Genomic DNA, 13,063 nt, shown 5'->3' on the forward strand with positions numbered 1-13,063 from the left:
TGGCAGATGGTATCAACGGTCTTGTCATAGTGAATATCACTGACCCCATAGCTCCAGTATTTACAGGAGGCTATGACACTGTCGGAAATGCAGAGGATGTTGCTGTGGCAGGCGGATATGCCTATGTAGCGGATGGCGACGATGGCCTTGTGATCCTGGATATTAGTGACCCTGCATCTCCTATGCTTACTGGAAATTATGATACAGCTGGGTATGCGTACGCTGCTTCTGTTTCTGGGAATTATGCATACATAGCTGACCGTTCTAATGGTCTTGTGATCCTGGATATTACAAATCCTTCTATGCCAATCCTTGCAGGAAGTTATGATCCATCTGATGATTGGGTAACAGGTGTTGCTGTAGCGGACAATTATGTATACGTTGCTGATGCTTTTAATGGGCTTCACATCCTCCGGGTAACAGCAACAGATATTACTCCACCTTCGCCTGTGACAAACCTGCAGGAAACTGGTATCGGCTCAAGCTGGATCAGATGGTCATGGATAAAGCCCCTGGATATGGACTTCAAACATGTGATGGTATATATTGACGGTGTATTTGTAACAAATACAACTGAGGATTTCTATAATGGAACCGGATTGACTGAAGGAACCCTGCACACCATAAGCACGAAAACAGTAGACATTTCAGGGAACATCGATCAGGCATCGGTGAACGATTCAGCAACAACCACTGGATTGCTGACCATTTCCGGCCTCGCAGGAAAAGATATCACTGCAAGCTCCATAACATTGACCTGGACCAATTCCCCTGATATAGCTATTGTAAAAATGTACAGAGATAAGAGTGTAATCGGCAATGTGACTGGCTCAACATCCTATGTGGATAGTTCCCTGGCCAAAGATACTACTTATATTTATACCCTTATCCCATACGATAGCTACGGTCTTGAGGGCAAGGCAGTAAGTGTCAGCCTGAAGACCGACTCGTACAGCAGTGGTGGCGGTGGTGGAGGAGGAAGTAGTGGGGGAAGCAGCAGTAAAAAGAGTAGCAGTGGTGGCGGTGGAGGCGGCGGTGCCGGTAGTGTAGAGAACTTTGAAAATGTAGCCGCGAAAGACGTGGCGAGGGAATACCTAAGGATGAATACCAATGCCACCTACGAGTTCTCAAGGGAAGGCGATCCCATCCTATCGGTCAGCTTCTATTCTCTCAAGAACTCAGGAGAGATCACCTCCACTATAGAAGTGCTGAACAACAGGTCAAAGCTGGTTAACAGTACTCCTGGAGGATCCATTTATAAATATGCCAATATCTGGGTGGGTAAGGCTGGTTTTGCCACTGCATCTAACATAAAAGGTGCGCAGGTGAAATTCAAGGTAAGCAGTTCGTGGATCAAAGAAACGGACGTGAAACCCGAAGATGTGAGATTGCAGGTATATACTGGTAACGTATGGCAAGTGCTGCCAACAACAATTGATAACATCACTGCAAGCGATGTGATCTTCGAGGCTGAGACCACAGCTTTCGGGCCGTTTGCGATCACTGCACAAAAAGCACTTGCTTCTCCCATAGCAAATAATGCTGAAGACGTTAGTACAACTGGAACACAACCAGAAAAGACTCCAGGATTTGGATTCGGCATTGCCGTGCTTATGATAGGAGTGCTTGCAGCAGGGTATGTATATCTTAAGAAACAACATTGACCTGCACACCCCCTGTACTCTAGTGTACAGGGGGATCTTGAACCAAATTGACATAACAGATTGATACTTGCATCAGCAGTTCGTTACACCTACGATTATAACAGATGTAACAAACTGTTTTTAGTCTAATTCTTTTGTGTAAAATATTGCAGTATTCTTAGAATAATTTTGTGGATAGCGGCCTAAAATGATCTTTTAAGTTGATGAAGAGGATCTTACAGGTTTTCTGCAGAGCCAAAAACAACTATAACTATAAAGCCATATGGCATACAGGCTGATAAATTACAAAATCACTTTACATGAGCACTGCTCCAAACTGTAGCCTTACAGGTAATGCAGGACAAGCATATTTTAAAAGCACTTGAATTTGGAAATTGCTAAAGAAATAAAACGATACAAATGGAAACTCTTGCTATTATTATTGGACTTGCATCTGCAGTATCATGGGGTGCCGGAGATTTTGTTGGGGGATGTGCTGCCAGACGAACAAGTGCATATTATGTGGTTCTGGTCACCCAGATCATGGGTATTATTATATTTCCAATCCTTGCATTTGTATTTTCAGAAAGTCTACCCCCACTTAACAATCTGATGTGGGGTGCTTTTGCGGGATTTTTTGGAGCTGCAGGGTTGATAGCACTATATATGGGTCTGGCCAAAGGAAAAATGAGTGTAGTTGCTCCTCTTGCTGCAGTAATATCAGTGATCATACCTGTAATATATTCAGCTTTAAATGAAGGTACCCCTTCCATATTTAAGATCGCGGGTTTTGTTTTTGCATTTATTGGAATATGGTTTATTGTTAGTATAAATGTGGGATCCGGTTTAAAAGCAAAGGATCTAGAATATCCACTGCTTGCAGGTATATTATTTGGCTTGTTCTTTATATCCATTGATAATTTCAGTGCTACTGCAATTTACTGGCCATTGACAGTTTCAAGAATCATAGCATTGATCATGCTCACAGGGTTCATAATTTCAACAAAGACCGTCATTAGAACCACATCCGATGTAATTCTGATAGTTATCCTTGCAGGATCATTTAATACAGGAGGTGCCATCTTATTTGCTCTGGCTTCACAAGCTGGAAGATTGGACGTTGCCACAATCTTATCGTCATTAAGTCCTGCAGTCACAGTATTGCTGGCATGTATCTTGTTAAAAGAACAACTTGCTTCGCGTCAATGGTTAGGAGTAATAGCCGCCCTGATCGCTATAATCCTTATATCGATCTGATAAGTTCCTCGAAAAGGGAGAAATTCTACATAGCCCATACTTAACTAGAATAGAAGCAAGGTAAAAGTAATAAAAGGCATAGCAATGTGAGCATCATGTGGTCGTTGGTTCACATTACTAACCTGTAAAAAAATAGAAGATAGGATCAATGCTTAACACTTTCTGGATCGATGAAGAGCATTTTTTCGCTATCATCACCCACAGATAACAGAAGCTGACCATCTTCAAGTGCCATTGATGTTACACTGCTTAGAAGTGACAGATATTGAGGTTCCAATGAGTCTTCACCACAATATACAAGCGTGATGACCCCTGGTCCTATGGTTAAGTTCCTCCCATCTGTTGTGTAATTCCCGCTGCCACTGTTACAGTCAGTGTTTATATAATAGACTCCATCCGGGAGGAATTCCAATGTATAGCTTTCCTTTTTTGGAACAACGGACTGATCAGCAGAAGAATTTCCTGTCAATCCGGCCCATTGCCACCTGATATTGGTGATATTTTCCAAAGCAACCCTTCCGGCATCTATCTGTCCGTTATTGTCCTCTGTTTGATTTCCTGTTTCTGTGCATCCGGATGTTAATGCTGTGCAAGCAATAAGAGCAAGAGTGAGGATAAGAGACAGGCTTTTTATTATTGGCTTCGTTTTATTTACCTCCCTGTTTATTAACAAGAGATACATCATTTTCCTATTTAGCCATTGCCTAAACTTCAAATTGATTTGAAGTCTTCAGACAGTGATTTTTGATCAAGCTGATAAAAGTAAGATAATAAGCAATGATGAAACCTGACACGATCGAATTTGAACTGTTCAGTAAGATCATTTGAGTGACATGTAGGAAGCCTTACATATCTCGCGTAAGTATAGGGGTATTATTATATATTTGTTATAATATAAAGTACCAATGTGTTCAGAAGCACTAAATATGACATAGAATTGTATATTAAAAAAGAAGGCTTTTTCCGATTAAACTAAGTTATTAATTATTGATGATTACAGTTAGTTTTTTATCGTGAAAGCCTATTTGAGATGTGTTTTTATGGCATCGATGGCAACAACAAACAGTAGTTCCTATTTCGGCCTGGTAGTGGCCTTTACTATATTCTCACTGTCAGGTATATTCCTTAAATCGATCTATGGAATGCCAGTAGGATCTGTTATCTACTACCGGCTCATTTTTGGGCTTTTAACGCTGTTGGTGTTCATGGCCCTTACAGGAAAGCTGGATGAACTTTTGATAACCAGCAAAAAAAAATATATATTTCTGATGGGATGCACGAATACGATCATGATCTATGCATATTTCACTGCAATACAACATGTGGGCGTATCTATAGCAGCCTTATTATTATATACTGCTCCGGTCTATGTGACGATCCTTTCACCTTTACTCCTGAAAGAGAACATCACTACCAGGGATACGATAGCCCTTTTGTTGTCAGCCCTGGGAATACTCATAGCTATCCATCCCGGAGGTAATTTCTCCCCGCAGGCAAAGGACATTTACGTACTGGGCATAATGCTCGGCTTATTATCAGGTATATCATATGCCTTGAGTACCCTCAACTACCGTTATTTGAGAGACACATATACATCCACTGCTCTTCTTTTCTGGCCAACGGTCGTGAGCCTGGTGCTATTGTCCCCCTATGCAAGTCTTGTGAGCCCCGGAATACTTGCCATAAATATAGAAGAACTGATACTGTTTGGGATGATCATGACAACCTTTGGTTCACTTCTCTATTACAGAAGCGCCAGATACATTAAAACCCAAAATCTTAGTGTCATATCTCTAATAGAACCTGTAGCCGGGATATTCTTCGGATATCTGATCCTGCATGAACAGATTTTCTCATATACCCTTGAAGGATGCGCCTGTGTACTGACCGGTGTGGCACTGATAAGCACTAAACGCACTACCAGTTCAAGGGAGAAGACCATATCCAAATACTTTAACATCGAGCATTACCCATTGGGTCATCAGCAAACACTTTTACATACATTCTACAGAATACTATGTAAAGGTCCTTTAAAGAATCTAAAGAGGTGATAGCAGCCTTGGAACATCCTATAAGCATTTCAGAATACCTATCTCCAGAAGAGTTACAAAAAATAAGAGAGTTCGCAGAAGGCAAAGAAACTCCTTTTATTTTACTCAGCCGGAAGAAGATCGAACAGAAATACGACGAACTAAAACATAACCTTCCCTTTGCCAAGATCTACTATGCGATGAAAGCAAACCCTGCTGAAGAAGTAGTGAGGCTGTTACACAAAAAAGGGTCTAATTTTGACGTGGCAACCATATATGAGATGGAACAGCTTCTCAGGATGGGGATAAGTCCTGATAAGATGAGTTACGGCAATACCATAAAAAAAGCAAAGGACATAAAAAAAGCCTATGAATATGGTGTCAGGCTTTTTGTTACAGATTCCCACAGTGACCTTAGAAAACTAGCTGCCAACGCACCTGGATCAAAGGTCTTTTTCAGATTGCTCACTGAAAGTAACGGGGCAGATTGGCCTCTGTCAAGAAAGTTCGGCGCACATACCGGCCAGATATATTCTCTGATCGTTGAAGCAAAAGATCTGGGTTTGATCCCATATGGACTTTCTTTCCACGTAGGATCGCAGCAAAGGGACATTGGAGAATGGGATCACGCCATCTCACAGTGCAAGTATCTTTTCGATGATGTGAAGCACTACGAAGGGATAGAGCTGAAAATGGTAAACCTGGGAGGAGGGCTTCCTGCAAAGTATCTTAAGCCCACTCGCAACATTCAGCAATACGCTGAGATCATTACAAAATATCTGCACGAATACTTTGGTGATGAACTGCCGGAGATCCTAATAGAACCGGGAAGATATATAGCAGGAGACGCTGGTGTTGTAGTTACAGAGATCGTGCTCATATCCAAGAAATCTGATTCAAGCCAGTATGAATGGGTCTATCTGGATATAGGCAAGTTCGGGGGGCTTATTGAAACTTTAGATGAGGCAATAAAGTATCCGATTTTCCCAGAGAAAGCATACAGCGGCAACGGTGGAAGGGAAGTGATCCTTGCCGGTCCCACATGCGACAGTATGGACATACTTTATGAGCATTTCAAATACGAGTTGCCAAAGGATATAAAAGAAGGGGACAGGCTGTTCATACTCACTACAGGGGCATACACATACACCTACTGCTCAGTGGAATTCAATGGTATACCGCCAGTGAAAGTATATTTCATTGATTAAGAAAGGAGCATGAAAGAGGATATGAGCCAAAGCTTCATATCCTTTTGAACTTTACGGCAGTTCCGTAAGCCAGTAGTTCTGCTGCTCCGGTCATGGTCTGAGAGGTTGTGAAGCGTATATTTACAACCGCATCAGCGTCCAGTTTTTCTGCTTCTTCCACCATTCTCTGTAATGCTTCTTTTCTGGATTGTGAAAGCAGATCAGAATAACCCTTTAATTCCCCTCCTACCAAATTCTGCAGACCTGCAGCAATATCGCTTCCAATGTTCTTAGCACGTACGGTATTTCCAAAAACTACACCCAGTATCTCCAGTTCCTTACCATTCACATCATTAGTAGTTGTGATGATCACTTTTTCACCTCTTATAGGAGAGATATGAACGGTCCTATTTAAAACAAAAACATTTGTTCATTCATGTCTTAGTGCTTCTACAGGATTCATGGATGCTGCTTTGTTGGCAGGATATACACCGGCGACCAGACCTACAACAAACGCAATACTAAAGCCCAGAAGGATCAAATATGGAGGGAAAACATGAGGTATAGACAGATAACTTTGCACCGCGTAAGAAGCTACAGCCCCAAAAAGCACTCCAAGAACTCCCCCTATTGTGCCTAAAAGGGTGGATTCTATTATAAAAAGTAAAAGAATATCGGTCTTCTTAAAGCCTAAAGATTTCATCAGACCTATCTCCCGTGTTCTTTCGGTAACTGTGACCAGCATTATGTTCATTATACCTATGGAACCCACAACCAGGGCCACAAGTGCAACTAAGGTTATAAGGATCGTAAGCGTGTTTGAAAGCTGATCCAATTGCTCGATTATCTCCGCCTGATTAAAGATCCTGTAAGGCTTTACGTCATCATTTTCAATGTCCCTTGCAGAAACACCAAGAGCACGTGCGAGCCTGCGGTCAACCTCATCTGAAACAGCGCTTACAGATTCTGCACTGCTGGTCTTGGCTGTTATACCCCCATAATCAGAAACATTGAGCAGCCCATTCATGGTAGCGATCGGTATGTATATCGTAATGTCCCTGTCAGGACCACCCTGAACAAAAGTATTCTCTGGAGATCTGATAATGCCTTTTACCTTGAATTTCTCAGTTACTGTGGAACCATCTTCTCTTGTTAAGGTAATATCTATGTAGTTATTGATCGAAATGTTGCGGTCGAACTTCTCATTGGCAACCTTCCAGCCCAATACAGCTACATATTTATCCTTGTCAGTGAAAAAATTACCTTCTTCAAGCTGGATATTCAATATATCCCCGGCATCCTGAGATACACCCTGGACATCTATCTGCCTTTTAGAAGAGATATATGTCACAGCAGCCATTTGTCCGTTACTAGGCGAAACACCCTCCACACCAGGTGTGTTCTTGACAATATCAAGTTCATTGTCATGGAGAATGTTCACATCCTGACTATAGATGATAATGAAATTGGATCCAAGTGTTCCCAGTTCATCTGTAAAGAACTGATTGAAGCTAGCCCCAAGAGATACATTAGCTACAACTGCTGCTACTCCGATGATGATACCCAGCGTCGTAAGCGCAGAGCGGAGCTTTGCATGCTTGATACTTCCGATACCAAGATCCAGGGCCTGTTGCATGTTAACCAACCGATGACACCTCACTCATGCCTGAAAGCCTCCACCGGATCCATTCTTGCTGCCTTGTTGGCAGGGTAGATACCTGCCAGCAGACCGACAAAAATCGATACAATAAATCCGATGATTATCTGGTTCACCGGAAATACATTAGGCAGATCAAGGAAATAGTTTGCAATCAATGCAACACCTATACCCAGGGCAGTACCACATATGCCACCTATAAGGCTAAGTATTGTGGATTCTATCAAGAACAGGGTAAGTATATCCTTTCTGGTATATCCTAGCGACTTCATGAGACCGATCTCCCTTGTTCTTTCAGTTACTGTCACCAGCATAATATTCATGATGCCGATGGAACCCACTATAAGAGATATCAAGGCCACTGAGGTCAATAGAGACGTGAGGGCTGTAGAAACCTGGTTTGTCTGCTCCAGGGCATCTAATTGATCGAACATCATATAGGGTTTTGTATCATCATTCTCAAGTTCCCTTGATGATACCCCCAGATTCCGGGCCAGACGAACATCGATCTCATCAGCAGTTTCACGTACGATTTCCAAGCTTGAAGCCTTTATAAAAAAGCCACCATAATCATCTGCCCCAAGCATCTGGTTCATTGTCCCTATAGGGATGAATATCCTGATCTCAGGTTCCACGCCTGTTTCCACAAAAGCGGTGTTTGGATCCTGTATGATGCCTTTTACTATGAACTTTTGTGTGACTACGCTTCCATCCTCTCTTCTGAATGTTATTTCAATAGGATTCTTCAAAGAGATCTTCTTATCGAACTTTTCGTAAGCGATCTCTGAACCCAATACTGCCACAAATTGGTCCTTATCTTCAAGAAAATTCCCAGCATCCATCTTTAGATTGGCAACTTCCCCGTAATCCTCCGTAACACCCTGTATATCTATCTGTCTGGAAGTTGACAGGTAAGTGACCCTGGCCATCTGCTGATTGATCGGAGAAACACCTTCAACCCCCGGAGTGTTCTTTATAAGATCAAGCTCCTTATCGAAAAAGACATTCACTCCCTGGCTGTAGATCACTATGAAATTAGAACCCACGGCACCGATCTCATCATTGAAGAACTGATTAAAACTGGCGCCAAGAGACACATTAGCTATCACAGCAGCTACTCCGATAATGATTCCCAGGGTCGTAAGGCCAGATCGCATCTTTGAGCTGCTGATACTGCCTATCGAGATCCCAACAGATCGCCGGAGGCTTATCATTCAATCCTCACTTTTGCTTCCTGCGCTTATAGATCAGGTAGCCGGCACCTGCAAGGACGGCAACGAGAAGCAGTGATGCCAGAGGACCGATAGTGCCTGATTCCTTTACTGTTTCCAGTTGTAACTCCTTTACACCTATAACCTCCTCGTGTTCGTTAAAACCATTTCTGTAATTAGCAGTGATCTTTAATTCCCTGGGAGAAGTATCATCCAAAGAAGAGGTTTCTCCGTAGATCTGTATGGTAAAAAGTTCATCCGGGTCCATGGAACCAACGAAGTACTCAGAAGGAGAGAAATTCACACCATCTGCTTCCAGCCTGACACTTACCGATGACAAGCTGTTCGGATGGATATTAGCTACATCGAACTCCAGAGTTCCTATTCCATTCTCCAGCTTGAGAGGTTTGGAGGGAACAATGCGCAAAGAAGAAGAATCGACCTTTATAGGAACACGCCAGTTGTTATTGTAGGAATGCGAGCTTCCTATTGTTGAAAAATCAAGGTAATAAGTACCATCTGACACGTTATCGTCAACAATTATGTTGTATGTAAGGACCATTGATTCACCCGGACCCAGGATGCCACTTCCATAATAAGTGTCAGTGACTACTGTTAGACCATCCGTTCCTTTCAATGTGGCAGATTGTACCCGGGCATTGGTATCGAAGTCTTCACCATTGATGGTCACTGAATATGCTGTCGCACTGTTTTTAAGAGTGAAGGTGATAGTGCCAGTGTCACCTGGCATAAAAACTTCAGGCTCCTTTGTCGGAGCGCCTTCTATCTGGACATTGCCTTTACTGTTAAAGGCAGCAGACCCTATGGTGATCTCAAAGGTTTCTTCCACCCAGGCACCGTTCTTTTCCTTCTGGAACTGGACATCAAAGGAAGCAACACCTTGTTTCGCATTCTCATCCACAAAAAGCCTGTATTTATGTACTGCCGCACTTTCAGGCCCAAGAATGCCAATGTTTTCAAGGGCGTTAGCTTCTGAATCCAGAGACAGGGGGTACTCAGGGACCATTTTTATGGAAAGGTCCTCGGATTTACCTGAACCCGTGTTCTCTACCTTGATCCAGACATCAACATATTTACCGATCTCTGCAGGCACAGGTTCATATTTAAGGACACTGATACTGAGAGCTGAACCTGAAACTGCACATGCAACACCTGACAAAAGTACGCATGAAACAAGAGTCAAGCAAAGATATTTCAAAATTGTTCTGATATTACCACCGCCTAGTTATTAAGCACACCATCTTTCAAGTATACCACTCTGTCAGCATAGCTTGCGAGACCGGGATCATGAGTGATCATAATAATAGTCCTTCCTTTTTTATTAAGGTCCTTGAACATGTCCATTATCTCTAATCCGGTCTTGCTGTCAAGGTTTCCTGTAGGTTCGTCCGCCAGGATTATAGAAGGATCATTGATCAGAGCCCTGGCTATAGCCACCCGCTGTTGCTGCCCTCCCGAAAGTTGAGAAGGCCGGTTGTTACGACGGTCTTCAAGCCCCACAAGTTGGATCAGCTCATTTGCCCTTTTATTTGGCTCTATACCATTTTTCGTGTTCGCATAGGTAGGTAGGAGAATGTTCTGCGTTGCAGACAACCTGGGAACAAGATTGAAGTTCTGGAACACAAAGCCGATCTCGAGACCCCGCAAGCGTGCAAGTTCTGAGTCGGTAATTGTATTAATATCCTGACCCATCAGGATCACCTGCCCGCAGGTAGGCCTGTCAAGGCACCCTACCATATTCATAAGGGTACTTTTCCCTGACCCCGATGGACCCATTATAGCCAGGAACTCACCCGCATAAACTTTCATATTGATGCTCTTTAGTATCTGGACCTCCATATTACCTGCCCAGTAACTCTTACACAGATCTCTCAATTCAATGATTGGATTACCACTCTGTGATATTGCACTATTCAAACTCTCAACTCCGTTTGAAGGATCTGAAAGGTAAATACACAAACAGATTGAGCCAAATCTATATATATCCTTGGAAAAAAACATGCAATAAAAAGAGTGAAAAAAATGTTAACAACGACATTGTTGGTGTAAATTTAGTTTAGAGATTGGAGCAAATAATGCTGGAAGTCCTTAGCGATCCGGGGGGTTTCTTTGAGGAAAAGATCAAAGAAGAAATTGACTTGAAACCACCTTATGCTGTAATTGGTATAGTGACCCTTCTGACCCTCATCAATGCTTTTATCTTAATGAGGGAATTGATGGAAAATCTGTTGAGCGATGTACCTACCATTGTCCAGCTGATTGTGATTACTTTGGGCTTAATGGTCACCATGGCTTCCGGGATGATCGTGTGGCTGATGATCAGTGGCTTATTCTATGTTTTTTCATGGTTTTTAGCCGGACAAGGGAAGTTCACAAGAGTCCTTGAGTTTGTTGCCTATGGATTCCTGCCTTTCATCTTTAGCTCTGCCATCAGCATGGTGCTTATGATCAGCATGTGCTCTTTTTCAGATTTTGCCATGAATGACCCGCAGACCATAGAAAAAGCCATGCTCAAAAGTCCTTATATGATAGTATCTAATGCGATAAGCATTATCCTTGCCCTATGGAGTGCTAATATATGGGTTTTCGCTATGATCCACTCAAGGAGCCTTAGTATCAAGAATGCCATGATCACCGTAGGAATACCAATTGGACTATACCTGATATATATGCTCTATACATTGTATCAGGCAATAGGCCAACCGTAAAATATAAAAACGAAAGTTATAATAAGTCATAGTCATATTTATGTTTGTTACAATAATTATTTGTACAAGAGGCTAAATTATGATGCAGGTTCTTACAAATCCTCGAGAATTCTTTGAGAATAAAATTAAAGAGGATCCAGATTTCAAGCAACCACTGATGATCATTGGGGCAATGGCCGTAATATCGGCTATCAGTGCTTACATAATAGCAAGCAAGCTGATAGGAAACCTGCCAAGTGATATGGCATCCGTTGCACAGATAGGTGCTGCCATAGGAGCAATATTTGCCATCATATCCGTGTTCATTATGTGGTTGGTATACAGTGGCATATTTTATGGCATCTCATTGGTTTTGAGTGGACAGGGAACTTTCAAGAGGGTCTGTGAGTTTGTTGCCTATGGGTTCCTGCCTTCGATCCTGGGATCCGTGTTAAGCCTTGTATTGACAAGCAAAGCTTATTCTTCACTCGATCTTTCCGTGCAAGATCCCGCTCTTCTTGAAAAAGCCATGTTCTCTGACCCTTACATAATGGCTTCCACTGTCATCGGAATACTCCTGACCTTGTGGAGTGCGAACATATGGGTATTCGCCATGATGCATGCCAGAAACCTTACAGTTAAGAATGCTCTTATCACAGTGGGAGTGCCAATAGGATTGTACTTGATCTATATGATCTATACGTTACTTCAGGCACTAAGTTAACATGAAAAACGAAAATGATATCATGAGAACGATCATATTTTTCTTTATTTTACTGACCATGTTCTTGCCTTATGCAAGTGCCGATACCGAGATCCGTCCCACTATCACAGTGAACTATGCGGTCGAACCTGGAGTATTCATGCCAGGAGATACGGGTACAGTAACTGTGGAACTCAGGAACATGGCTTCAGGTGAGGTATACGTCCAGGAGGATGACGAAACATTCGATATGAATGCCTACATAGCAAGTGCAACCCTTAAGGGTAACAAGGGAATTAAGATCCTGGATGGAAGACAGACAGACGTTGGGTTACTGGGACCTGGAGATTACATCCGGCTCACTTTCAACATAAAGGCAAACGAGAGTGCTGCCAATGGTATGCACTTCCTGGAACTGGAAGTTGTGGGAGGCAGCGACATGTACAACCTCAACTACAGGATACAGGTAAAAGTTGATGACAGGGATCTGAAGATAATTGTATCCGATATGCCTCCTACCCTCATGAAAGAATATTCAACTGTGAATGTGGAAGTCGTGAACTTAAGACCCAATGACATTACAGGTGTTATTGTCACTCCGGAAGGAAATGATATTACGTTCTTTCCGGCTAATGTCTTTGTAGGTACCATCAATGAGGGAAATAAA

Annotated in this window: 12 protein-coding genes and 1 pseudogene; 7 read left to right on the top strand and 6 right to left on the bottom strand. The window is 42.5% G+C overall.

What is annotated here, in order from left to right:
- The coding region (locus AB7U21_RS06390) for a PGF-pre-PGF domain-containing protein (protein ID WP_428387799.1) at positions 1 to 1,664 on the top strand (1,664 nt) is incomplete at its 5' end.
- Between the two features lie 399 nt (positions 1,665 to 2,063).
- Entirely contained in the window at positions 2,064 to 2,900 is an 837-nt protein-coding gene (locus AB7U21_RS06395; RefSeq protein ID WP_333787945.1) for a DMT family transporter, read from the top strand.
- Positions 2,901 to 3,045: 145 nt separating this feature from the next.
- Here the strand turns inward: AB7U21_RS06395 and AB7U21_RS06400 are convergent, their stop codons facing one another.
- Positions 3,046 to 3,585, bottom strand: a complete 540-nt coding sequence (locus AB7U21_RS06400; RefSeq protein ID WP_333787944.1) for an META domain-containing protein — start codon at positions 3,583 to 3,585, stop codon at positions 3,046 to 3,048.
- Between the two features lie 355 nt (positions 3,586 to 3,940).
- Here AB7U21_RS06400 and AB7U21_RS06405 point away from each other — a divergent pair, with 355 nt between their 5' ends.
- Positions 3,941 to 4,951 carry a DMT family transporter gene (locus tag AB7U21_RS06405; RefSeq protein WP_333787943.1) on the top strand — a complete coding sequence of 337 codons (1,011 nt, stop codon included), beginning with the start codon at positions 3,941 to 3,943 and terminating at the stop codon, positions 4,949 to 4,951.
- 8 nt (positions 4,952 to 4,959) lie between these two features.
- A complete protein-coding gene (locus AB7U21_RS06410; protein ID WP_428387802.1) occupies positions 4,960 to 6,138 on the top strand; it encodes a type III PLP-dependent enzyme in 1,179 nt (392 codons plus the stop codon).
- 34 nt (positions 6,139 to 6,172) lie between these two features.
- Here AB7U21_RS06410 and AB7U21_RS06415 read toward each other — a convergent pair whose 3' ends face one another.
- From AB7U21_RS06415 to AB7U21_RS06435, 5 genes are read right to left on the bottom strand one after another with little or no spacing between them, the layout of a single operon-like run.
- Positions 6,173 to 6,490: a YbjQ family protein gene (locus AB7U21_RS06415; protein ID WP_333787941.1), complete on the bottom strand. Its 318-nt coding sequence runs from the start codon at positions 6,488 to 6,490 to the stop codon at positions 6,173 to 6,175.
- A gap of 57 nt (positions 6,491 to 6,547) precedes the next feature.
- The gene (locus AB7U21_RS06420) at positions 6,548 to 7,762 is read right to left on the bottom strand and encodes an ABC transporter permease (RefSeq protein ID WP_428387805.1); all 1,215 of its coding nucleotides are present in this window, start codon (positions 7,760 to 7,762) and stop codon (positions 6,548 to 6,550) included.
- An 11-nt stretch (positions 7,763 to 7,773) separates the two neighbouring features.
- The gene (locus AB7U21_RS06425) at positions 7,774 to 8,988 is read right to left on the bottom strand and encodes an ABC transporter permease (protein ID WP_333787939.1); all 1,215 of its coding nucleotides are present in this window, start codon (positions 8,986 to 8,988) and stop codon (positions 7,774 to 7,776) included.
- 7 nt (positions 8,989 to 8,995) lie between these two features.
- On the bottom strand, positions 8,996 to 10,189 hold the full coding sequence (locus AB7U21_RS06430) for a COG1361 S-layer family protein (RefSeq protein ID WP_428387807.1): 1,194 nt from the start codon (positions 10,187 to 10,189) through the stop codon (positions 8,996 to 8,998).
- Between the two features lie 38 nt (positions 10,190 to 10,227).
- On the bottom strand, positions 10,228 to 10,923 hold the full coding sequence (locus AB7U21_RS06435; protein WP_333787937.1) for an ABC transporter ATP-binding protein: 696 nt from the start codon (positions 10,921 to 10,923) through the stop codon (positions 10,228 to 10,230).
- A gap of 158 nt (positions 10,924 to 11,081) precedes the next feature.
- Between AB7U21_RS06435 and AB7U21_RS06440 the strand changes: the two genes are divergently transcribed.
- The 3 genes and pseudogenes from AB7U21_RS06440 to AB7U21_RS06450 all read left to right on the top strand — a co-directional run.
- Positions 11,082 to 11,714, top strand: coding sequence for a YIP1 family protein (locus tag AB7U21_RS06440; RefSeq protein ID WP_333787936.1), 633 nt, complete (start codon positions 11,082 to 11,084; stop codon positions 11,712 to 11,714).
- Between the two features lie 79 nt (positions 11,715 to 11,793).
- Positions 11,794 to 12,417 (top strand): YIP1 family protein, encoded by a 624-nt coding sequence (locus tag AB7U21_RS06445; protein ID WP_428387810.1) that lies wholly within the window; start codon positions 11,794 to 11,796, stop codon positions 12,415 to 12,417.
- Position 12,418: 1 nt separating this feature from the next.
- A pseudogene (locus tag AB7U21_RS06450) lies at positions 12,419 to 13,063 on the top strand (hypothetical protein); the annotation flags it as partial.

This window comes from Methanomethylovorans sp. (genome assembly GCF_050177135.1).
In the GTDB taxonomy this organism is placed as follows: Archaea; Halobacteriota; Methanosarcinia; order Methanosarcinales; family Methanosarcinaceae; genus Methanomethylovorans.